At 38.2% G+C, this 23544-nt stretch carries 19 protein-coding genes and 1 pseudogene; 8 read left to right on the forward strand and 12 right to left on the reverse strand.

Translation table 11 applies throughout. The features are described from left to right. The first annotated feature begins 5 nt into the window (after nucleotides 1-5). A complete protein-coding gene (locus tag SOM16_RS12440) occupies nucleotides 6-365 on the forward strand; it encodes a hypothetical protein (protein ID WP_320464320.1) in 360 nt (119 codons plus the stop codon). Nucleotides 366-384: 19 nt separating this feature from the next. Beyond that, the gene (locus SOM16_RS12445) at nucleotides 385-1368 is read left to right on the forward strand and encodes an acyl transferase (protein WP_320464321.1); all 984 of its coding nucleotides are present in this window, start codon (nucleotides 385-387) and stop codon (nucleotides 1366-1368) included. A 27-nt stretch (nucleotides 1369-1395) separates the two neighbouring features. Here SOM16_RS12445 and SOM16_RS12450 read toward each other — a convergent pair whose 3' ends face one another. Further along, nucleotides 1396-1695, reverse strand: coding sequence for a winged helix-turn-helix transcriptional regulator (locus tag SOM16_RS12450; RefSeq protein ID WP_341850291.1), 300 nt, complete (start codon nucleotides 1693-1695; stop codon nucleotides 1396-1398). Between the two features lie 45 nt (nucleotides 1696-1740). Beyond that, a pseudogene (locus tag SOM16_RS23185) lies at nucleotides 1741-1836 on the reverse strand (ATP-binding protein); the annotation flags it as partial. A gap of 139 nt (nucleotides 1837-1975) precedes the next feature. Here SOM16_RS23185 and SOM16_RS12455 point away from each other — a divergent pair. Beyond that, complete coding sequence (locus tag SOM16_RS12455) at nucleotides 1976-2179, forward strand: hypothetical protein (RefSeq protein ID WP_320464323.1); 204 nt, start codon at nucleotides 1976-1978, stop codon at nucleotides 2177-2179. A gap of 65 nt (nucleotides 2180-2244) precedes the next feature. Here SOM16_RS12455 and tyrS read toward each other — a convergent pair whose 3' ends face one another. Together tyrS and SOM16_RS12465 are read right to left on the reverse strand one after the other, a co-directional pair. After that, the gene (gene tyrS, locus SOM16_RS12460; RefSeq protein ID WP_320464324.1) at nucleotides 2245-3531 is read right to left on the reverse strand and encodes a tyrosine--tRNA ligase; all 1287 of its coding nucleotides are present in this window, start codon (nucleotides 3529-3531) and stop codon (nucleotides 2245-2247) included. 69 nt (nucleotides 3532-3600) lie between these two features. After that, nucleotides 3601-4881, reverse strand: a complete 1281-nt coding sequence (locus SOM16_RS12465) for a patatin-like phospholipase family protein (protein WP_320464325.1) — start codon at nucleotides 4879-4881, stop codon at nucleotides 3601-3603. A 117-nt stretch (nucleotides 4882-4998) separates the two neighbouring features. Between SOM16_RS12465 and SOM16_RS12470 the strand changes: the two genes are divergently transcribed. The 5 genes from SOM16_RS12470 to SOM16_RS12490 all read left to right on the forward strand — a co-directional run bounded on the left by SOM16_RS12470 (nucleotide 4999) and on the right by SOM16_RS12490 (nucleotide 10629). Next, complete coding sequence (locus tag SOM16_RS12470) at nucleotides 4999-5673, forward strand: ACP phosphodiesterase (RefSeq protein ID WP_320464326.1); 675 nt, start codon at nucleotides 4999-5001, stop codon at nucleotides 5671-5673. Between the two features lie 115 nt (nucleotides 5674-5788). Next, a complete protein-coding gene (locus SOM16_RS12475) occupies nucleotides 5789-6994 on the forward strand; it encodes an ATP-binding protein (RefSeq protein WP_320464327.1) in 1206 nt (401 codons plus the stop codon). Between the two features lie 114 nt (nucleotides 6995-7108). Next, nucleotides 7109-9121, forward strand: a complete 2013-nt coding sequence (gene ligA / locus SOM16_RS12480) for an NAD-dependent DNA ligase LigA (RefSeq protein WP_320464328.1) — start codon at nucleotides 7109-7111, stop codon at nucleotides 9119-9121. A gap of 83 nt (nucleotides 9122-9204) precedes the next feature. Further along, a complete protein-coding gene (gene dapA / locus SOM16_RS12485; RefSeq protein ID WP_320464329.1) occupies nucleotides 9205-10092 on the forward strand; it encodes a 4-hydroxy-tetrahydrodipicolinate synthase in 888 nt (295 codons plus the stop codon). A gap of 252 nt (nucleotides 10093-10344) precedes the next feature. Next, nucleotides 10345-10629 carry a hypothetical protein gene (locus SOM16_RS12490; protein ID WP_320464330.1) on the forward strand — a complete coding sequence of 95 codons (285 nt, stop codon included), beginning with the start codon at nucleotides 10345-10347 and terminating at the stop codon, nucleotides 10627-10629. 60 nt (nucleotides 10630-10689) lie between these two features. Here the strand turns inward: SOM16_RS12490 and SOM16_RS12495 are convergent, their stop codons facing one another. The 8 genes from SOM16_RS12495 to murC form a co-directional block, all read right to left on the reverse strand. After that, nucleotides 10690-10866 (reverse strand): histone H1, encoded by a 177-nt coding sequence (locus SOM16_RS12495; RefSeq protein WP_320464331.1) that lies wholly within the window; start codon nucleotides 10864-10866, stop codon nucleotides 10690-10692. 314 nt (nucleotides 10867-11180) lie between these two features. Further along, nucleotides 11181-12671, reverse strand: coding sequence for a RagB/SusD family nutrient uptake outer membrane protein (locus tag SOM16_RS12500; RefSeq protein WP_320464332.1), 1491 nt, complete (start codon nucleotides 12669-12671; stop codon nucleotides 11181-11183). A gap of 22 nt (nucleotides 12672-12693) precedes the next feature. Beyond that, a complete protein-coding gene (locus SOM16_RS12505) occupies nucleotides 12694-15876 on the reverse strand; it encodes a SusC/RagA family TonB-linked outer membrane protein (protein ID WP_320464333.1) in 3183 nt (1060 codons plus the stop codon). A gap of 473 nt (nucleotides 15877-16349) precedes the next feature. Beyond that, nucleotides 16350-17591 carry an aminotransferase class I/II-fold pyridoxal phosphate-dependent enzyme gene (locus tag SOM16_RS12510; RefSeq protein WP_320464334.1) on the reverse strand — a complete coding sequence of 414 codons (1242 nt, stop codon included), beginning with the start codon at nucleotides 17589-17591 and terminating at the stop codon, nucleotides 16350-16352. Nucleotides 17592-17801: 210 nt separating this feature from the next. After that, nucleotides 17802-19415, reverse strand: a complete 1614-nt coding sequence (gene ftsZ / locus SOM16_RS12515; RefSeq protein ID WP_320464347.1) for a cell division protein FtsZ — start codon at nucleotides 19413-19415, stop codon at nucleotides 17802-17804. Between the two features lie 129 nt (nucleotides 19416-19544). After that, nucleotides 19545-20903: a cell division protein FtsA gene (gene ftsA, locus SOM16_RS12520; RefSeq protein WP_154279740.1), complete on the reverse strand. Its 1359-nt coding sequence runs from the start codon at nucleotides 20901-20903 to the stop codon at nucleotides 19545-19547. Between the two features lie 5 nt (nucleotides 20904-20908). Further along, on the reverse strand, nucleotides 20909-22129 hold the full coding sequence (locus SOM16_RS12525) for a cell division protein FtsQ (RefSeq protein WP_320464335.1): 1221 nt from the start codon (nucleotides 22127-22129) through the stop codon (nucleotides 20909-20911). Then, nucleotides 22122-23477 carry a UDP-N-acetylmuramate--L-alanine ligase gene (gene murC / locus SOM16_RS12530; protein WP_320464336.1) on the reverse strand — a complete coding sequence of 452 codons (1356 nt, stop codon included), beginning with the start codon at nucleotides 23475-23477 and terminating at the stop codon, nucleotides 22122-22124. The genes SOM16_RS12525 and murC overlap by 8 nt, the downstream gene beginning before the upstream one ends. Nucleotides 23478-23544 lie beyond the last annotated feature (67 nt).

The following is a 23544-nucleotide window of genomic DNA, read 5'->3' on the forward strand; positions in this document are numbered from 1 at the left end:
TAAAAATGGTTTTCATTGTTATCGCTATAATCTGTTTCCTTTTACAAATGATTGCACCCTGGTGGGTAATCATCGTGGTCGCTTTTGCTACTTGCGGCATTATTGGTAAAACAGGCAAAATTGCCTTCTGGCAATCTTTTTTTGCAATTTTCTTATTGTGGATTGGTTATTCCTTATTTAAAAGTTTACCAAATGATAATTTGCTTGCCAGCCGCGTTGCGGTAATGACAGGCGTTAAAGTCTGGTGGGTTTTATTGCTGGTTACCGGATTAATCAGTGGCCTTGTTGCCGGAATTAGTGGTTATTGTGGTTATCAGTTCAGAATGGCAATGCTTGCGAAAAAAACTGACGAAAAAATAGCTTAAGGCTTCGTACTTTTGCCAGGTGAATTCTATATCAAAAAACATCTTTTCAGTTAACGATGAAAAGGCATTTCAGGCGCAGGCTTTAGCTACTTTCAAATTTCAGGCAGTGAATTGCCAGGTCTACAAAGAATATATTTATCATTTAAAAATTGATTTAAATCAGGTGCTGGATATTGAACAGATCCCTTTTCTGCCAATTGGATTTTTCAAAACCCATTCCGTTTTAAGCAGTCAGAAACCAATAGAAATTACTTTCAGTAGTTCGGGCACAACAGGGATGGTTCAAAGTAGTCATCATGTAACCGATGTGAGTTTATATGAACAAAGTTATCTGCAAGCTTTTGAACAGTTTTATGGAAAGGTATCTGATTATTGTTTTTTAGCCTTACTTCCCTCCTACCAACAACGATCAGGTTCTTCACTAATTTACATGGTTAATGATTTGATAGAGAAAAGTACCCACCCGCAAAGCGGATATTTTCTTTACAATCATGACGATCTCCTACATACGTTAACCGATCTTAAAAACAAAAATCAGCCAACAGTCCTCATTGGCGTTACCTATGCATTGTTGGATTTTATTGAAAATTTCGATCTCCATTTCCCAGAGCTTATTGTGCTGGAAACCGGTGGCATGAAAGGAAAACGCAAGGAAATGGTTAGGGAAGAACTTCATGAGCAACTTACCAAAGGATTTGGTGTGCCAGCGATCCATAGCGAATATGGCATGACGGAATTACTTTCTCAGGCCTATTCTTTAGGCGAAGGAGTTTTCCAATGCCCGGGCTGGATGAAAATACTTGTTCGTGATACGAATGACCCTTTAACATTGATTGCACAGGGAAAAACGGGTGGAATTAATGTAATTGACCTTGCGAACGTTAATTCTTGCGCGTTTATTGCTACTCAGGATCTGGGCAAAATAAATTCGGATGGGAATTTTGAAGTGCTGGGTCGATTTGACAATGCGGATATTAGAGGTTGTAATTTGTTGGTGCAGTAATTATGCCATAAGTTTTTCAGAAAATAGTTAGTTAATCAAGATCTCCCATTTACCCCTTGTGCCACCCTTACGCACAATAAAGCCTTTCTCTTTCAGAATATTAATGTGCTTAAGCACAGCTGATTCATTAATATTTAAATGCCTGGCGATTAATCTATAGCTAATAGCGGGATCTTCTGCTATTATTGATAGTACTTCATTTTGTCTCTCCGTTAATTCAAGTATTGCACCACCTATTGCACCACCCATTGCACCACCCATTGCACCACCTATTGCACCACCTTTATTAGGAATAATAATTCTTTCTATGTTAATTGGAAAAGACATTCTTAAAAAATTATCAGAAAATTTGAAACAAGTTTTAGAATAGGTTTCTAAGATCCTTGGAACTCCAGAACCTAATTGCTCAACGAGGTCTAAATCTTTAAAAACCCTCATAATTTCTTTATTTCTCGGAACTGAAAAACCTTCAAAAAATTCATCTTGGCTTAATTATAGTACTTTTATTTAAATCCTTAACCCATCTAAATATAGTTCGCAAATCAAAAACTAACTTTCTCGAAACAATTCTTAGCTAAAAACGATTATTTAAGACAAAACTTAAATTATGAAAAATATCTTTTTAGCAGCATTAACGGTTACGGGTTTATTTGTAGCCTCATGCAATGGAAAACAAGCAGATCAGGAAAATGCGGATAGTACAATGACTTATACAGATACCAACAAAGTGGATACGGTTACAAGAGACACGGCTAAAGGACAAATGCTAGCTGATTCAATATCAAATACCCCAGCTGATGCTAAACATTAAGCTTAATTAATATTAACAAAAAAAATGCTCAATGAAAATTGAGCATTTTTTGTTGAACCTGATTTCTATTCTGCAATGATCAGAAAGTAATTTTTCTTTCCTTTTTGCACAACGATAAACTTATTGTTAATTAAATGCTCACTGTTAAATATTTGAGCCATATCTGCTACTTTTTCTTTATTTACAGATACACCACCACCTTGAATGGTCTTTTTAGCTTCTCCTTTTGAAGGGAAAATAGTCGACTTTTCTGCTAATAAACTCGCGGCATCAATACCATCATTTAATTCCTTTGCAGAAATTGTATGTTGCGGAATTCCATCAAAAATATCCAGAACCTGTTCTTCTGTTAATCCATTTAAAAAGGCTAAAGATCCGTTTCCGAATAAAAATTCGGAGGTTTTTATAGCTGTTTCTAAAGCTTCGGTAGAGTGTGTTTTAATGGTGATATCTTCTGCTAACGCTTTTTGCAAAATACGCAAGTGAGGGGCCGTATTATGTTCTGCTTCTAAGGCTTCAATTTCCTGCTGAGTTTTTAAGGTGAAAATACGAATCCATTTTTTCACATCATCATCTGATGCATTTAACCAGAACTGGTAGAATTTAAACGGAGATGTTTTCGCAGGATCTAACCAAACAGCACCACTTTCGGTTTTACCAAATTTGGTTCCATCGGCTTTTTTTATCAGCTGGGTAGTAATTGCATAAGCAGTTCCGGCATCTTTTCTTCTGATCAGTTCGGTACCGGTTACAATATTTCCCCATTGATCTGATCCGCCCATTTGAACCAGGCAGTTCTCATTTTTCCATAAATGATAAAAATCGTATCCTTGAATTAATTGGTAGCAAAATTCAGTAAAAGATAAACCAGAATCACCTTCTAAGCGTCTTTTCACGCTATCTTTTGCCATCATGTAATTTACCGTAATGTGTTTACCCACATCCCTGATAAACGTAAAAAGATTCATATCTTTAAACCAATCGGCATTATTTACCATCACCGCACCATTTCCACCTTCTTCAAATTTTAAGAATTTAGAAAGTTGTGCTTTCATCCCTTTCAGGTTGTGCTCAATCATTTCTGGTGTTTGCAGGTTGCGTTCATCCGATTTACCAGAAGGATCGCCAACCATACCCGTAGCACCACCAACCAAAGCAAAAGGTTTATGCCCTGCATTCTGGAAGTGAATTAAAGTCATGATTTGCGTTAAGTGACCAACGTGAAGGGAATCAGCTGTAGGATCAAAACCGATATAACCGGAAGTCATGCCTTCGTTTAACTTTTCTTCAGTATGTGGCATAATATCATGCAGCATGCCGCGCCACCTTAACTCTTCAACAAAATTCGTCATTGTATAAGCAATTTAATTCTAGTGCGTGCAAAGATAAAATTTTCACTTACTTTAATGCAAATTAGTTGATCAGGCAAACCAGCTTTTGAAATCAGTTTTTGCGGCATTAAAATCCGGATGACCAATCAGGCAATTTAACTGCGAATCACTTCTAATAGATTGATTTGGTATCCCTTCATTATTCAACCAGTTTTCGCACATTTTCTTTAAAAGTGACACCTCCTTCTCTTCAACAGCATCCATATCCATTGCATTTAGGGCTACGTATTCTTCTTTCGTAATTCCCGATGGTAAATCCCAATGTTTTCCGTTCGGTCCATCTGTTAAAATTGGGCGCAAAACAGGATTTATCCGAATAAAATCTCCCGGCTTTGCTGGCATGGAAGGGTTTAGAATCATGTACGCCACAAAAGCAGCTGTATCTGGCGGATCATTTAAAATACTGGTACTCATTTTTTGAATATCCCTGATTAGCCCTGGTTCTTCGTATTTCGCTCGAAGTTCATCGTATTTTACTGGCTTATCTTCATCATATTGTAACTGGGCAACTGAACCCGTACCGATTGACAGTACCTGAATTGGTCCAATATGATACTGATCGCGATTGCAAAGCACTTCCGTTACGGCTGCAAGCACAGGATTATTGTTCCCGGTTACACCACCATCCCAGTAAGATTTCATTTTATTATTTACCTTAAATGTAGCTGGCTCATTAAAATAATTTACTGGCGCAGTACTTGATGCGTGAATGGCATCAACCAGCGTAATTCCGCCACCAGTATCTGTAAATTTATCGGTTGAACCACTTAGTTTTTGCACTATACTTGCGGTAGATGCCTTGCTATTTATATCAGTTCGGAACATTTCGGCGCGATTGCGGTAATAATCATATCCAATGATCAGGAAATGTGTTTTAACATTGCCTTTTAAGGCAACATGCGATGGAACATTCACTAAATCAATTGCTGCTACGCCCGGTAAAATTTCTTTTAAAGCAGAATGCTTCCTTTTCGTGGCATACTTTGCACCAATTTTAAAAATTCTGGCTACACTGGAAAGTAAACTCTTTTCCCAGAAACCTAATTTTGAAAAGACCTTGCTTCTTATTTTCTCCTCATCAAAAATCTTTTCTATTTCAGACAAGCGAAGATTTTCTGCCAGTGCTGCGGCAACTAAACTGCCACCACTATTGGCTGCCACCAAGTTAAAATAACTCAAAACCTCGTGCCCTGTTGCATCTGGATTATTGAAAGTTTCGGCAAATAGTTTACGCAGGCACTTTACTTGCATTAGGGCCCAGGTACCACCACCATCTAAAGCAAGGATTCTGTAAGGTTTATGATCTGGCATGATTGGATTCTTTTCGGCGATAAAATTATCATTACAATTTACAAAACAATATGTTATCCTTCCACACCTTTTTACACTTGGCATTTTGCATAACTAAAGAAAATATTACCTTGCAGCATGAACTTTCTATCCCATTATTATTTTGATAAATTAACACAGGATGCAAATGTGGTGATGGGAACTGTTTTACCAGATCTGATTAAAAATGCATCAAAAGAGGCTAACCTTTATCCTCAAAAAAATGAATTCCTTTTTAAGGGGAACACTGATGAGGAAAACTTACTTAAAGGCTGGAAAAGGCATCTGGCTGTTGACCTTCATTTCCATTCCTCTCATTTCTTTTTTGAAAAAACGGCAATATTGAAAGAACTGATCAAACCCATCGTGGTAGATACGGCAGTTCGGCCTTCATTTTTAGCACACATTGGTTTAGAATTACTGTTAGATCATTTATTAGTTGAGCACAACCTTATCCAAGTTAATCACTTTTATAATAAGCTAATCGCTGTAGATCGAAATTCTTTAGCCGACTTTCTTGAACACTGCGGTCTTAAAAACCAGGCTGTTTTTACAAAATTTCTAGAAAGCTTCATCAGCAGTAAATACTTGTTAAGCTATCAAAAGCTCGAGAATATCAGTTATGCGTTAAATAGAATTTGCATGCGCCTCTGGCCCGAAACTTTAAATGAATTTCAATTGCAGGAGCTTACATTTCAGCTGGGAATTTTCAAGTCTATTTTATCAAAAGACTTTATGAATATTTTTGAGGAGATTGAAGTTAAACTAACTTAAATAATCTACACTAAAACCTCAACAACCTTGTAATTTGAAAGTGACACTTTCAAATTACAAGGTTTAACAGTATATTTGTTGTAATCTGAAATCCAGGGTTTCAAATTACAAGGTTATGATTGAAAGGTTAATTAAACAAAAAATTGTTAAAGGTTTAAAAAGTGTTCCAATAGTTGCGCTTTTAGGGCCGCGGCAAGTTGGTAAAACAACGCTGGCATTTCAAATCTCCGGCGAATTTTCAGCTAAAAAAACGAGCTATCTGGATCTTGAACTTGATACTGATATCAATAAACTTCAGGATTCTGAAAGCTATTTAAAAAGATTCGAAAATGTGATCCTGATTATAGATGAGGTGCAGCGTAAACCAGATCTTTTTCCCAACTTAAGAGGAATCGTAGACCTCAGGCGGAGGGCAGGTGAACAAGCTGGTCATTTTCTGCTTTTGGGCTCAGCATCCAGAGATTTATTACAACTTTCATCTGAAACACTGGCAGGAAGGATCAGGTACATAGAACTTACGCCTTTTAATGCACTGGAAATTTACAACCATGATCAACTCGGTTTTAGCGTAGAAAAATTATGGTTTAGAGGTGGGTTTCCAGGAAGTTTTCTTGCTATAGATGCAGAAGAAAGCTGGGAATGGTTAAATGACTTCATCTCAACTTATGTAGAACGTGATATTCCATTAATGGGACCAAGCATCCCGGCAAACCGCCTAAAAAGATTTTGGTCTATGTTGGCGCACTTTAACGGACAGCAAGTTATTTATACCGATTTAGCCAAAAGCCTGGAGGTAAGTCATCCAACGGTTAAACTATATCTGGATGTATTAACAGATTTTTACATGGTGAGGCAACTGCAACCATGGGCAGGGAATACAAAAAAAAGATTGGTAAAATCTCCTAAAATCTATATTCGTGATACAGGCATTTTACATAAGTTACTCAACATTTCCAGCCTTGAAGATTTACTGGGACACCCGGCATTAGGCTCAAGCTGGGAAGGCTTTGTGGTAGAAAACATTATTGGTCAGTTATCCAGTAAATGGCAATACAGTTATTATAGATCAGCCACACAAACAGAAATTGATCTTGTTTTGGAAGGTCCGAATCATAAAATCTGGGCGGTTGAAGTGAAAAGATCCGCATCGCCAAAAATTACAAAGGGTTTTCACATCGCTTGTGAAGATATTGGCGCAACAGAAAAATTTGTTGTTTACTCCGGTACCGAGAGATATCCGCTACCAAACAATACAGAAGCTATTGGTTTAATTGAGTTTCTTCAACTCTTAAATAAAAATACCAATCAAGATCCAGCCTAATAGCAGTTGCACTTGTTTTCTATAAAAAACAAGTAAGTATTAATATCACTCCTTGTCCCTAGCTTTTTGTTCTTCAAAACATAAAAGCATGTTAACCTTTTTTATCTTTGTGTTATGTCGCTGTTTACAATTAAAGAAGAAATGGATGCGCTGGTTGCCGAACTTAACCAGCACAATTATAATTATTACGTGCTGGCTATGCCAACTATCGGTGATTTTGAATTTGATAAAAAGCTAAAGCAGCTGACAGAACTAGAGTTAGCAAATCCAGATTTTGCTGACCCAAACTCCCCTACTCAACGTGTTGGTGGCGATATCACCAAAAACTTTGTGACTGTTCAGCACAAATACCCGATGCTTTCGCTGGGCAATACTTATAACGAACAAGATCTTCGCGATTTCGACGAGCGGATCCGCAAAGCTATAGGCGATAATTTCGAATACGTTTGCGAGCTTAAGTTCGATGGTTTATCAATAAGTTTAACCTATGAAAACGGGAAACTTGTTAGGGCTGTAACGCGTGGTGATGGTACTAAAGGTGATGATGTGACCAACAATGTGAAAACCATTCACACCATTCCCCATCAAATTAAAGCCGATCAGACCCCAGAACATTTTGAGATTCGCGGAGAAATTTTCATGCATAAAGCCGCCTTCTTACGCTTAAATGCTGCCCGTGAAGAACTTGGAGAAATTCCTTATGCCAATCCACGGAACTTTGCCTCGGGAACCATCAAAATGCAAGACAGTAAAGAGGTAGCTAAACGACCGCTTGATGGATTTATTTACTTCCTTTATACTGAAAAAAATGAATTTAAAAACCACTGGGATAGCCTTGAAGCAGTAAAAGATTGGGGATTCCATGTTTGTGAGCACAACCGCCTGGTTTCAAATATTGATGATGTACTGGCATTTATTCACCATTGGGAGAATGAGCGTTTCAAATTAAGCTATGATATTGATGGAATTGTAATTAAGGTAAATAGTTATGCCCAACAGCAGGAACTTGGCTTTACGGCTAAATCTCCCCGCTGGGCAATCTCTTATAAATATAAAGCAGCAGAGGTAGAAACGATTTTAGATAAAGTAACTTACCAGGTTGGCCGTACCGGAGCGGTTACACCAGTTGCAAACCTTAAACCCGTTCTACTGGCAGGTACTACCGTAAAAAGAGCCACGTTGCACAATGCTAATGAAATTGAAAGACTGGATCTGCATGAGGGCGATTCTGTTTTTGTGGAGAAGGGCGGAGAAATTATTCCTAAAATCATCAAGGTAAATCTTGATAAACGTTTGCCAGATGCTAAGAAAGTACATTATCTGCATAACTGCCCGGAGTGTGGAACGGAGCTGATTAGAAAGGAAGGTGAAGCGGTTCACTATTGCACAAATGATGAAGGCTGTCCACCACAGATTGTGGGAAAAATACAACATTTTATTTCCCGCAAAGCGATGAATATTGATGGCTTGGGCGATGAAACTATTGAAACCTTTTATAAACACGGTTTAGTAAATCACATCAGCGATTTGTATACCTTATATCAAAAAGCAGATCAGTTAAAGGTGCTGGATCGATTTGGCGAACGCTCTATTGATAATATGCTAATAGGTATAGAAAAATCAAAGGAGATGCCTTTTGAAAAGGTTCTTTTTGGCTTAGGGATTCGCTATGTAGGCGAAACGGTAGCAAAGAAACTGGCGGCCGGAATAAAAAACATAGACAACCTGGCTAAGGCTACTCTTGAAGAATTGATTGCTATTGATGAGATTGGGCAACGAATTGCAGAGAGTATTATTGAATACTTCGCAAAAAAAGAGCATTTGTCGCAAATAGAATTACTAAAATTGGCAAAATTGCACTTTGAAATTGAAGAAAAGCTAATTGAACTGGCCAGTGATAAACTTATTGGAAAAACATTCGTAATTTCGGGCGTTTTTGAAAATTATAATCGGGATGAACTCAAAGATATGATTGAAGCCAACGGTGGTAAGATACTGAGTGGAATATCTGGCAAGCTGAACTACCTGGTTGCCGGAGATAATATGGGGCCATCCAAATTGGAAAAGGCAACCAAATTGAAGGTTCCGATTATCAGTGATCAAGAACTTTTAGAAATGTTAAAATAAAAAAGGAATGATAGATTTAGTGAATGGCAGAAGATAAGCATTCGGTCAATCTCTCACTCAAAATTCAATAATTACAATATATAATGAACAAATTTCAGGGTACTGGTGTGGCATTGGTTACACCTTTTAATGCAGATGGATCTGTTGATTATAACGGTTTAAAAAACCTGATTAATCATTTGATCGACGGAGGGATAGATTACCTCGTTTCTTTAGGTACAACGGGCGAAACCGCTACGATGACCAAGGAAGAGAAGAAGAAGGTATGGGCTTATACTGCTGAAATTAACAACAATAGATTACCATTAGTTGCTGGAATTGGCGGCAACAATACGCTTGCCGTTGCCGAAGACATTAAAGCTTTTGACGCAACAGGTTATCATGCCATCTTATCTGTAAGTCCTTATTATAACAAACCTACACAAGAGGGAATTTATCAGCATTATAAATACCTGGCTGAAGTTTCTCCTTTAGACCTGATTCTATATAACGTACCGGGACGTACCATGAGCAACATGACTCCGGAAACAACCTGCAGATTAGCACATGATTTTAAAAATATCATTGCCACTAAAGAAGCATCAGGAAGTTTTGACCAGTTTAACCAGATTATGCGGGATAAACCTGAAGACTTTTTATTAATCTCGGGGGATGATCCGATTACGCTACCTATGATTGCTTTAGGGGCATCAGGAATTATATCCGTTGTTGCCAATGCTTTACCAAAGCAGTTTTCTGATATGGTGAAGCAGTGCTTAGCTGGTGATTTTAAAACTGCGGTTCCAGCACACTTAAGCCTTGTTGAGTTTACACGTTTGGCTTTCGCCGAAGGAAACCCTGCCGGAATTAAAGCTGCGCTTAAACACTTAGGTGTTTGTGGCGACACGGTTCGATTACCTCTTATTAAAGCATCTTCAGCTTTAGAACAGGCTATTATAAATGAAATTGAAAAAAACTCTCAACTAGTGTAGCTACTGATAGACACGCTAAAATAAGAAGTATTTTTTATTGAAAAACAGGTTGAACTTTTGCCGTGTATTTAGCAATAGTTCAACCTGTTTTTTTTGTGTATACCCGAAATGTTACGCTACGTATACTACTCATAATTAATAAGTTAAAATTGAAAATATTCATTTCCTACATTTTTGTTTAATATTCCGTTTAAGAATACTATGCAGGCATAAAAATTGAATGCGACATGCTACACACAAATTAAACACGAAATGAGAAAGCTATTGTTAATGTCCCTATTGGCGGCAACGCTAATGGGCTGTAATCCGATTCAGTATTACGAACCTAAATTTTCTATTGGCATGACCGAACAGGAATTTAAAAATTCTAACCGATCTGCGGTGCAGGTCTATGGAGATGAGCGTGAGATGATTATTTATCGAACCTATAATGCACTGACGGAAAACTTCAAGTTTTTCCGTTTCTCAAAACAAAAACTGGTACAATTTAGCGAGGGAACTTATGCAGATGATTATAAGCTTTTGCCCCTGAATTAAAAAAAACCTGCCTCCTAATTTCTCAGAGGCAGGATTCTTATAAAAATATCTCAATATCTGTTAATCTTTATTCTTTGCTTCCTGTACTTCCAAACGGATGGCCTGGGCTAAGTTTTTTAGATCCTGCATGCCTTTACGCACACGGGTTCCGGCAGCACTATTGCCTTTGGTATAAAACTTATCCGCGTCAGCTTCTAAAGCTGCAACTAAACTTTTCACTTCTTCAAATTTTTTCATTTCTTAGTACTCCTATAATTTTAAAGGTTTGATTTTTAATTACCTAACTCTAATTTAAACGGTTTAGTGGACAAACAAAAATATAAATTGAGAAAAATAACTCCCGAAAATTGTTTTCTCAATTGTTAAAGTCATTTTAGGGGCAAATCCAACCGAAACCTATCGTTAGTTAATCATAAAGGCAATAAAACCCTTTTGTAACCTTTTTGTGAAAGTAAATCACCGTCAATAGCTGGATAGAACCCGACTAAACAAAAGAACAGGCAACTGCTATACTCCATTATTGAAAATAGCAGTTGCCTGAATCTGTTTTACTACTGTGGATTTTGAACAACCACACCGTTACCTACATTAATTTCTTCCTGAGGCAAAAGAAACTGCCATTTGATATCACTCGCAGGAACAGATAATACCCCATTGGTTACCGTTCCGCTATGGTTACCACCAGTTCTGTTCAGTGGACTATTTAAGCGTTTCAAATCATAAAACCTGAACCCTTCTCCCCATAACTCAACACGTCTTTGTGTCAAAATTTCCTCAATCAATGCATTACCTGTATTGGTTGATAATACATAGCTTGGGTCACGGCTGAAGGCTAAGGGATACAATGCGTTTGCTGCGCCAGTAAAGTTGCCGCTTCTCGCCAACGCTTCGGCCTCAATTAAGTACATTTCTGCTGCACGCATATATGGAACATCACCAATGCTCAGGTTCAAATCGGCCACTCTGAATTTATTACTCATGTAAGGATACCGCGATCCAGATGCCGGAATTGGAAATGCCGCGGTATTTCTTCCTGTTGGATCCCATAAGCCTTTTCTAACATCAGTTGGTGTAATTTTATTGTAAAGTACGGAGTAAATTGATTTTGGACTGGTGCGAATTACCGTTGAATTGTAATTGGCGGACATAAAAGCAAAAAACGAATAAAAATAATTAGTTTGATCTGACGTAATACGAGACGACCACATCCATTCGACATTACCATAATCATTAAAACCTGCTTTATATTGCACATCACTCATTAAAACAAAACCCGTTCTGGCCTGGCTAGCCAATCTGGCTGCCTCTGCCCAGTTTTGCTGTGTTAAAGCTACCCTTGCCTTAATCCCTCTGGCAACATTTAGATTTAATTGTGATTTATCAGTACCACGAGCGTAAGCTGGCAATAAACCTAATGCTTCATCTAAATCTGCATTTATCCTGGCATAAACCGCTGCAACGGTATTTCTTGGAACGCGTTCTTTGGTTGGCGTAGTTACTATTGGCACTGCCAGGCTGCTATTTGCAGCACCTGCTACATAACGTTCTCCAAAAAGTTGTACCATTTGGAAGTAAGCCCAGGCTCGGTAAACCAATGCTTGTCCTTTAATTGCATTTTTATCTGCAGCAGTACCTGCAGCGTTATCGATATTGGCGATGATCATGTTGGCATTGCCAATGATGACATAATAAAAGGAATAGTTATACTGCAGAATAGCACTAGTAGGGTTTCGGTGGGTTATCCACTGGTATTCACTCCTCAACCACGAACTAGACGTTGTATTCATCACCATATCTTCCCCCATGATATCCATATACAGCATATTTCCACTTTGCCCTCCCTGCGATTGGTTACCAAACACCTGAGAAAACATAATTCTATGAATACCGTTTACGGCTGCCCAGGCATTTTTGGTGGAACTGAAGGCATCAGTTGTGGCTACCTGGTTTGTAGGTGCGGTTTCCAGGTATTCCTTTTTACATCCGGCGGATAGCGTAATTATAGAGAGCGCTAAAAGTCCTTTTTGAAATATTTTTTTCATAACGTTTTATCTGATGTTTTTGTTAGAAGGTTACATTTAATCCAACAGAAACGATTCTGCTATAGTTATATGAGTTGTTTGTTGTGCCAGAGAATGAACCAGAAACATTCATTCCTTTTCTTTTACTCAATAAGGCAAGATTTTCACCACTCACAAACACACTTGCATTTTTTGCGTTGATTTTTGAAAGCCATTCCTTTGGTATATTATAAGATAAATTGGCTGAATTAAGTTGTAAATAACTTGCATTAGTAAGCCATCTTGATGAGTTACCGCCACCCAGGTTAACTACCTGACCAACATCCATCCGGGGAACACTTGTAACCTGTCCTGGTGTTTGCCAGCGATTAAGGATATCTGTTGAGAGTGCTGTACCATAGTTGCCACTATGCATTAATGAAGCATAGGCGCCATCGTAAACCTTTCCGCCAAGCTGGAAAGTAAACTGAAAATTCAAAGAGAAATTTTTGTAACTGAGCGTATGGTTCATTGATCCTGCTAAATCAGGAATTGAAGAAGCACCAACATAACGGAGATTGGCTTCGCCGTGTACTGTGGTAAGCGTATCCTGTCCAATGATTCTGGAATTTGAAGTAACGGTATTTGTTCTATAAAGAGCATCTCCATTTTGAGGGTCTACGCCATAAAAATCTCTTAAATAGAAATCGTAAACAGAATGCCCTACACTATATGCTTTAGTCCCATCAATAATTATAGGGTTCTGATCTGGCATTTTAGTGATCTGATTATTAATGGTCGTCAAATTAAGGCCTACGCGATAATTAAAGTCATTAGATTTTACGGCATGCGCATTAATGGTAAGTTCCAATCCTCTGTTATGCATTGAACCAATGTTTGTCGGAATGGTGAAATTGTTGGTGGCAGATGCAGTGGTGCCTCCACTTGATAAAGAAATAGGCACATCGAAAATTAAACCGTCAGTGATCCTGTTATAGTATTCGAAACTTCCGCCAATTCTTCCTTTAAGCAAACTGAAATCGATACCAACATCAAAGTTTTTAGAAGTTTCCCAGGTTAATTCATTATTTGCTAAAGATTGTTGAGTAAGACCAGGTGCAGCGGCATTGTTATTTCCCAATTGATAAAGTGCCTGATAAGGGAAATTACCCAAACCTTCTGCATTGCCCAGAACACCATAAGAACTCCTCAACTTCAACTGATCAATCCATCCAACCTTAAAAAACGATTCTTCACTAACATTCCAGCCGCCACCAACTGACCAAAAGTTATCCCATCTTACCTCTGGGGCGAACTTGGAATTTCCATCTCTCCTTAAACTTGCACTGAACAAGTATTTCTGGTCGAAATTATAATTCAATCTCGAAAAATAGCTTTCTACCGTTGCATTATTTTCATTTGAACTTGCAGATGTGATGGTAGAAAAGTTAGGCAGTTCCACGATGCCTTCTACAATCTGACCAGTTTTGGCACCAGTTAAAGTGTTGTACCGATAAGAAAAATTCTCATGTGCCGCTAAAACATCTAAATGGTGCTTCCCGAAATCTTTTGTGTAATCCAAGATCTGATTGAAGGTACTATTTGTTGTGCGGTATAAATAATGATAAGATCGACCAGCCGGTGCGCCATCACCTAATATGGGATTGTCATAAGTACGGCGATGTATATCTTCAAGATCGAAGGAAATATTGGTGGTAAATTTTAGCCCGTTGTAAAGATTTATGGTTGCATAAGCCCTGCTGGTGATTCCGGCACGGACATCATTTTGAGAATCCTGAAGATTTTCAAATATCGTATGTCTTCCCTGCGAAAATGGACGGCCATCACCGAAGTCGTAACGTTTATTGCCGTTCTCATCCAGAATTAAATTTCCTGCTGCATCATGAAGGTTAACCGGATAAATTGGCCCTATATACCTGGAAATGTAGAATGGATTAATAAAGGATGATCCCCCGCCATCATCTACATTATCGAATTGCGAATCGATATAAGTACCCGCAAGATTGATTCCGGTTTTAAACCACTTGAGTGGTTGCGTATTTACATTTAACCTGGCATTATATCGTTTTAGTGATGACTTAACTAAATAGCCTTCTTCATTTGTATACCCAAATGACCCAAAATAATCTGTAGTTTCACTGGCGCCTGAATAAGTCATATTGTAATTTTGCCTTTGCTTACCGCCCTGTGCTGCTTGTTCTGCCCAATCAAGATCATCGGCATACAGCAATTGTGCATTTGGATTAATGGCACCATCTAAACCAACAATCTGATTACCCGGAACATTAAAGGGATTGTACCCTAACAAGGTATTAATGCCAGAATAACTAATGCCGTTATAACTGGAAATAGTGCCGGACGCGATTCCATTTGCTGTGGTTAAAGGAATTCGGGCTGATCCGTAAGTTAAGCTATTGCGTAATCCTTCCCACATTACCGGATAATATTGAAAGGCATCTACCCGCTCATATTCTTGCAATCCCCTTCCAAGCCAGCCACTAGTCGCTTTGAAATTTAATGTTGGCTTCCCTATTCTTCCTTTTTTTGTAGTGATTTGAACCACACCATTACTGGCGCGAGATCCATAGAGTGCGGTTGTTGCCGCATCTTTTAATAAGGAAATAGTTTCAATATCATCTGGATTGATGTTTGAAACGCCACCATTATAAACAGCGCCATCTACAACCACCAAAGCATCAGAACTGGCATTAATTGAACCAAATCCTCTGATCCTAATACCCGGACTAGATCCTGGCGCACCGCTGGCAATTGTGGTAGATACTCCAGGTACCGATCCAACAACAGAACTTAAAGCGTTGGTGATTGGCCTTTTTTCAAAATCCTTCGCATCTATCTGCCCAACTGAACCCGTAAAAACTTTCTTGTTTGTTGTACCATATGATACCACAAGCACTTCATTGAGTTGGTTTGCATCTTCCTGCAAACCTACATTTACAATACTTTGATTAGTAACATTAACTTCCTGACTTACATAGCCAATGTAACTAATGATCAACACTGCTGGGATTGATGGCGTTTTGATGGAATACCTACCTGCTCCATCACTGAAACCTGAAATTGTTGTTCCTTTAATTTTGATACTCGCGTTAGGAACGGGTAATCCATCCGGTCGGGACGTAATTGTTCCTGTGATTGTTCTCTCCTGTGCTAATGTGGTTGAAGAAATAGCAATGAGGAGGAACAGACTTTGTAAAAATCTCTTCATCTGACTTAGTTTTGGTTAATCCTTAATGATTATGCTCCAAATATATTATCAGATTCAAAATTTCAATCAATATTAATATAAAATAATCCCTGTGTCGATATTATTTTTACTTAGTGTAACACCATAAATTAATTTACACAACAAATAAGGTAAACTATATGAAATTAAATTAATAAACTCAAAATAAACCTGCTAAAACAAACAAATAAAATAAAGAAATAGCCATTCTAATGGATATATGTTAAATTAACATCATTATATACTCAATTAACCTCCCATTAATTAGAATTAGATTAGACTAAAAATTACACTAAGACAATTTTTATTGATTCTGTAAATATTAAATGACTTGGTTAAGTCTAGAATAACGATTATTGATGAACATCCAGATAGGTGATGAATGAACATTAATTTGATGCAAAAAAAAAGCCAATCAATTAAATGATTGGCCTTATCTTTTTTCAATTTGTTATTTATACAACTGCAAACTGATTTTCTTTGTAGTAACCGTTTTGTAGTTTCTCAAAAACTTCGCTAAAAGCATCAAGTGTACGTTGAACATCCTCCAGAGTATGTACTGCTGTTGGAATTAAACGCAGCTCGATCATTCCCTTAGGAATTACCGGATAAACCACAATTGAACAAAAAATACTGTAATTTTCACGTAAGTCGAATGTTATTGCTGTAGCATCCGTTAATTCTCCCTTTAAGAAAACCGGTGTTACTACTGAATTAGTTACACCTAAATCGAAACCTCTTTCACGCAAGCCTTTCTGCAACGTCATTGCGATTTCCCACAATTTATCTTTTAATTCAGGTTTGTTTTTTAATAACTCCAAACGTTTGATCAAACCTTTCACCATCGGCATAGGTAATGCTTTAGCAAAAGTTTGGGAACGCATGTTATACCTCAAGAAATTGGTGATCTCTTCTGTAGAAGCAACAAAAGCACCAATGCCAGCCATTGATTTTGCAAAAGTACCGAAGTAAACGTCTATTCCTTCAATACAATCTTGCGCCTCGTGTGTACCTGCACCAGTTTTACCCATTGTTCCAAAACCGTGAGCATCATCAACCAGGATACGGAACTCGAAATCGTTTTTAAGATCTACAATTTCTTTTAACTTTCCTTGCGCACCACTCATTCCAAAAACACCTTCAGTGATCAATAAAATACCACCTCCGGATTCTTTGGTAAGTTTGGTAGCGCGTTCCAATTGTTTACGGGCACTATCAATATCATTGTGTTGGTACACAAATCTTTTACCCATGTGTAAACGCAAGCCATCAATAATACAAGCATGCGATTCCGCATCGTAAACGATTACATCATTTCTATCCACCAAAGTATCAATAATTGATACCATACCCTGATAGCCATAATTTAATAAAAATGCATCTGGCTTTCCCACAAACTCAGCAAGTTCCTGCTCCAATTGTTCGTGGTACTTAGAGTTACCACTCATCATTCTGGCACCCATGGGGTAAGCCATACCGAATTCTGCTGCTGCCTCTGCATCTGCCTTTCTAACCTCTGGATGATTCGCTAAACCTAAATAGTTATTTAAGCTCCAAACCAAATGCTCTTTTCCTTTAAATTGCATGTGCGGTGCAATTTCTCCCTCTAATTTTGGAAATGAGAAATACCCATGAGACCATTTCTGGTGTTGACCAAGTGGCCCCATGTGCTTTGCTATTTTATCAAATATATCCAATGTATTGTGTTTTTATTATACTGAAATTACTGCGAATTTACGATTTATTAGGCTTAAAATCAACAGTATTAGTCCTTTACTTGTCAATTAACGCTATTTAACGAGCTAAAAAAAGCCAGCTGCAATTATCCTACTCCTTTAACAACTTGCCATTATGCTAAAAAAGCCCCCGATTTAAATCGGGGGCCTTAAAATTATATTTACTTTGACTTAGTCAACATTATCATGTAAAAAAGAGTTGTTTGGTCTGATCTCTGTACCACCATCCTGATCGTTACTTAATGTGAAGCGGCTTACCTGCGACTCAGAAGAATGCTGAACTTGCTGCAATTGCATTTGTTTACGCTTATAGGCTGGTTCATTTTCTAATTCCTGAAGTCCGTTGGTTGTACGCAATTTCATACTTAGATCTTTTAAACGCAAGATACGTTCTTTAGATTTTTTTAATTGCTCTTCCATAGACTCATCGCTCTTATCATCATCCAAACCTACCACTGGCATTTCTGGTTCAGGAATTGCTTCGGCAGCAGGCGTATCGAAAACGTAATTTGGCTCAGCTAATTTCACCTCAAATTCAAATCCTGTTTCTTTCGGCTCCTCTACCTGAGGTTCTTCTTCAATTAAGGTATGGCGAACGATGTGCGTTTCTGGTTCCTGAACACGTTGGTGTTCTGGTTTATTAAACATCCCACCAAAAAGATCTGCCTGAGAAACTTCTTCTTTAGCTTTCATAACCGGCTCGTAAGATGGATCTACCTTAGGCTGAATGAAAGAGTTTACAGCCTCAATCGGACGAACCAATGGTGCCTCTTCTGGCGTTAATAGTGATATTTTCTTTTTATTTTTTTCTTCATGAACGCGTTCTTCTGAAGTTTGAAAACCGGTAGCAATAATAGTTACCGATAATTTATCTTCTAAAGATTCGTCAGTACAGTTACCCCAGATTAAATCTGCAGATAAACCTGCCTTATCCTGAATGTAATCCGTAATAATAGAAACCTCATCCATGGTTACTTCGCGAAGACCAGAGCTGATGTTTAACAAAATATAACGGGCACCTTCAATTTCATTGTCTTTTAATAACGGAGAGGCTAAAGCACCTTCAACGGCTTCTAAAGCGCGGTCTTCACCGTCAGCAGAATGACTACCCATGATGGCTACACCACTATCTTTCATTACGGTGCGCACATCTTTAAAATCAACGTTGATGTAACCTGGAACAGTAATAATTTCTGCGATCCCTTTGGCAGCGGTAGTTAAGATATCATCAGCCTGACCAAATGCAGAACCTAAAGTTAAGTTTCCGAAAATCTCACGCAACCTGTCGTTGGAAATAACTAAATACGAATCAACATATTTCTTCAGCTCTTCCATACCTTCATCTGCCTGGAGGCGACGTCTTTTTCCTTCGAAAGAAAATGGAGTAGTAATGATGGCAACAGTTAAGATATCGAGTTCTTTGGCAGCTTTAGCAATAATAGGAGAAGCACCTGTACCAGTACCACCACCCATTCCTGCTGTAATGAAAAGCATTTTGGTTGTGCTACCTAACATTGCTTTGATATCATCTATATTCTCTATCGCTGAGTTTTTACCAACCTCCGGGATAGAACCAGCACCCATTCCTTCGGTTAAACTAGCACCTAATTGTACCTTGTTAGGTATAGGACTAGATTCCAAAGCCTGGGCATCTGTATTACAAATAATAAAATCCACACCAGTAATACCCGACAGGTACATATGGTTCACCGCGTTGCCGCCACCGCCTCCAACACCAATTACTTTGATAATTGAAGACTTATCTTTTAACATTTCGAACTGCATATCTTTATGAATCAGTTGTTTAAAAATTTTTAAATTCTGTTCATTACTCAATGTAATATTAACACTTTTTCAACATAGGTTTTCCACATTTGTTAAGAATGTGGAAAACTCCCTTTTTGTTGAAAAGTTTTAGCTTTTCAAGTAATCTTCATCGCTCACATTCATGTCATCCTGAATGAAAGTCTTCGTTTTTGCTAATAATTTATCGAACAGACCTGGTCCGCGTTTTTCTTTTTCTTTAATCGTTTTTGGTTTTTCCACGAAAACGCCTGGCTGTTTCATTTCTTCGATCAGCTCTTCTGCCTTTTGGATTCCTTTGATTAACAAGCCAACACTGGTTGCATACATTGGGCTTTTAAGATCATCATAAATGGTTTTAGGCATATCTTCATATTTCGATAAATGCTCATTTGGATAACCAATTCTGCAATCTAAACCCGTTACATATTCTACCGCCTGAGATAAATGCTTTAACAAAGCACCACCACCCGTAATTACAATACCACCAATTAATTTTTTCTCGTAACCGGAAGATTTGATCTCATAATAAACATGCTCTATGATTTCTTCCATTCTTGCCTGGATCACATAAGCAAGATTTTTAACCGAGATTTCTTTCGGCTCGCGACCACGTAAACCTGGTACGCAAATAATTTCGTTTTCTTTATTCTCCTCAGCAAGTGCAGAACCGAAACGCGTTTTCAATAACTCAGCTTGATTACGCATCACAGAGCAGCCCTCTCTGATATCTTCCGTAACGCTGTTTCCACCGAATGGAATAACAGCTGTGTGACGGATAATACCTTCGTGAAAAATCGCAATATCAGTGGTACCACCCCCAATATCTACCAATGCAATACCTGCTTCTTTCTCTTCCTCGCTCAACACCGATTCAGAAGATGCCAATGGCTCAAGAATCAGATCCTGAGTTTGTAACCCTGCATTATTTACACATTTGATGATATTTTTTACCGCCGTAACCTGACCAGAAATGATGTGAAAGTTGGCTTCAAGACGCACGCCTGCCATACCAATCGGATCTTTAATTCCCGGCTCATTATCGATGGTAAATTCTTGTGGCAATACATGGATAATTTCTTCTCCAGGTGGCATCACCAGTTTAAACATATCATCTATTAACTTATCGATATCTTTTTTACCAATTTCGTTGTTTAATTCTCTTCTTGTTAAAATTCCTCTATGCTGCAAGCTTTTAATGTGCTGACCAGCAATACCCACATTTACCACCTGTATTTCTACATTGGATTGTCCGCTGGCCACCTCAACTGCCTGCACAATGCCCTGTACTGTTTTTTGAATATTAGAAACTACGCCACGTGTCACCCCCGCCGATTCTGCCTTGCCTATTCCTAAGATTTCTATCTTACCGTGCTGGGTCCTGCGACCAACGATAACACATATTTTTGTAGTACCGATATCCAATCCTACTACAATGGGCGACTGACTGGTAAATTTTGCCTTGTCCATATTTGTTAATTTTGCTGAGTTTTATATTGTTTTTCTAGGGCTCTGATTTCCTTATCTCTTGCTTCCTTTTGTTTTTTAAGTGCTGCTGCACTCAACGTTGGTTTGGCCATTGCTGTTGCTTTTGGCTTATCCTTTTTTGCTACTGTTTTAGTTTCTTTTGGTTTTACTACCTGCGCTACCGCCTTTTTGGGTTCAACCTTTTTTTCTACTTTTTTAACTTCGGCTTTTTTCACCTCTGTTCTCTTTACCTCAGCCTTTTTTGCTTCCGGTTTCTTCGCCTCTACTTTTTTCGGTTCAGGCTTTTGAGTCGTCCGCACAGATGTTTTTTCAACTGGTTTCTCTTTAATGGCTGTAGCAATTACATTGCTTATTAATGAATCTGATACCTTTTGATGAATACGAACACTGTCCATTTTCGATAATCTTTTCAGGTTTCTCGCAATTTCTGTAGAGTCTCGTCTTTGGCAAACAATCTGATTTGTATACTTGATGTTAATTGTTTTATAGGCTTCCCACCCCACCTGTGGCATTGCTTTTTTATAAAAAATTAACAAGTTATTCATTTTCTTATCCAGCGAGTCTGCATTTCCTAAAATGATACGTTGGTTACCTACTCTTGGGATAAGCTCCATATCGTTCTGCTGATCAACTATGATCTGCTCAATCTGAGCATCCCAAAGTGTATCTTTTTTAATGTACTGCGCTGTTTTATAAAGGTCGCGGGCTAATTTGGTATGAAGGGTATCTACGCGGCTGCCGAAAACCTCCGAAATGTGACCAGTAGCAACCAGCACATTCGCGGTAAAATTAGAAGAGATCGGCATTTTTAATCCATCATTGTCAATATAGAAATCTTGTCCAGTTTCATTTAATATACGTACAATGGGCTGTCTTTGTTTTACCTCAATGTGTAAAACTCCATCCATATCCACATAAACTTTCGCAAATCCGATATAAGGGTTAGATTGTAACTTCTTTTCTATCTGATGAATATTAATGCGTTCTAAATTCCGACCTAAAAGCACTCCCTGATCTTCTTTCAAAATGGCATCAATCTCTTCTCTTTCTATAAAGTTATCAGCTCCTGGAATTAGAATTTTCACATCGGTACATGTCATGGTTTGCTTTTTAACGTTGATGAAACTTAAAAGCACCACCACGCCTGCCAAGCTAATCAGCCAGGCAAAGCCAGTAAATATTGCGCTCCAGTCGAGTCGTTTAAGCATTATTTAATATATTTTTAAGTGGTTCGATAATCGTATCAATATCTCCTGCACCTACTGTTAAAATTAATTCAGGTTTTTCATCTTTCACATATTGAATAACCGCTTCTTTTCCCATAACACGCTTGTTCGACAAGGTAATTTTGTCTAATAAAAACTGTGCATCTATTCCTTCCAATGGCAATTCCCTGGCGGGATAAATATCAAGCAATAGCAGTTCATCTGCAGTACTTAAAACGCTTGCAAAATCATTAGCAAAATCGCGTGTGCGGGTAAATAAATGTGGTTGAAAAATTACCGTCAGCTTTTGCTCTGGGTATAATTGCCGTACCGCATCAAAACAAGCTTTTAATTCTTCTGGATGATGGGCATAATCATCAATATAAATCTGCGATTCGTTATTTACAATATACTCGAAGCGGCGTTTAACCCCTTTAAAATTTGCTACGGCTTGTTTTACCTTCTCCGGATTGATACCCAACTGCAGGGCAATGGCGATGGCAACCGTTGTATTTTCAACATTGTGCTTCCCAGGCAACATCAAACTAATGTTTTCGATCCTATGATAATCATCTGCATAATCAAAAACAAATTTTGCGCCCTCTACCCTCAGATTAATAGCCTTTGCATTTGCGGTTAAGCTTGCCGCATAAGTGGTGCTGTTTCCTAAAGGCAAACCTTCGTGAACATACAATTTGCCCTCATCCTTCAACTGACTGGCATATAACCTGAATGATTCTTCCAACTGACTTTTATCACCATAAATATCGAGGTGATCTGCATCCATTGATGTAATTACCGCTATATCAGGATGCAAAGTCAGGAATGAACGGTCATACTCATCTGCTTCTACCACCACCACATTGTTGTCTCCATAAAGCACATTGCTATTGTAGTTACTGGCAATGCCACCTAGAAAAGCCGTACAGCCATAACCCGTATCGGTAAGAATATGTGCAACGATCGAAGATGTGGTTGTTTTACCATGCGTGCCGGCAATGCCGATACAAAACATGCCTTTACTGATGATGCCCAATACTTCGGAACGTTTTTTCAAGGTAAAATCCAAATCTCTGAAATGATTCAATATTTTTGAATTCTTCGGAATAGCCGGCGTATAAACTACCAATGTATCCTCCTGCGGATTTAAAAAGGTCTCCGGCAGTGATGAAATCTCATCGTTATAAGTGATTAGAATGCCTTCGTTCTCCAAAGTCTCAGTAAGCCTGGTTCTGGTTTTATCGTAACCAAAAACCAGCTGGCCTCTTTTAGCAAAATAACGGGCAAGTGCACTCATGCCGATACCACCGACACCCACAAAAAAGACCCTATTTATTTTACTTAATTCCATTTTTTTATTTACTAAAAGTTGTAAGTCTAAAGCGGAAAGACTAAAGCTTAAAGCCTTCCTTCCCAAA

It is taken from the genome of Pedobacter sp. CFBP9032 (genome assembly GCF_034045265.1).
Lineage (GTDB): Bacteria > Bacteroidota > Bacteroidia > Sphingobacteriales > Sphingobacteriaceae > Pedobacter.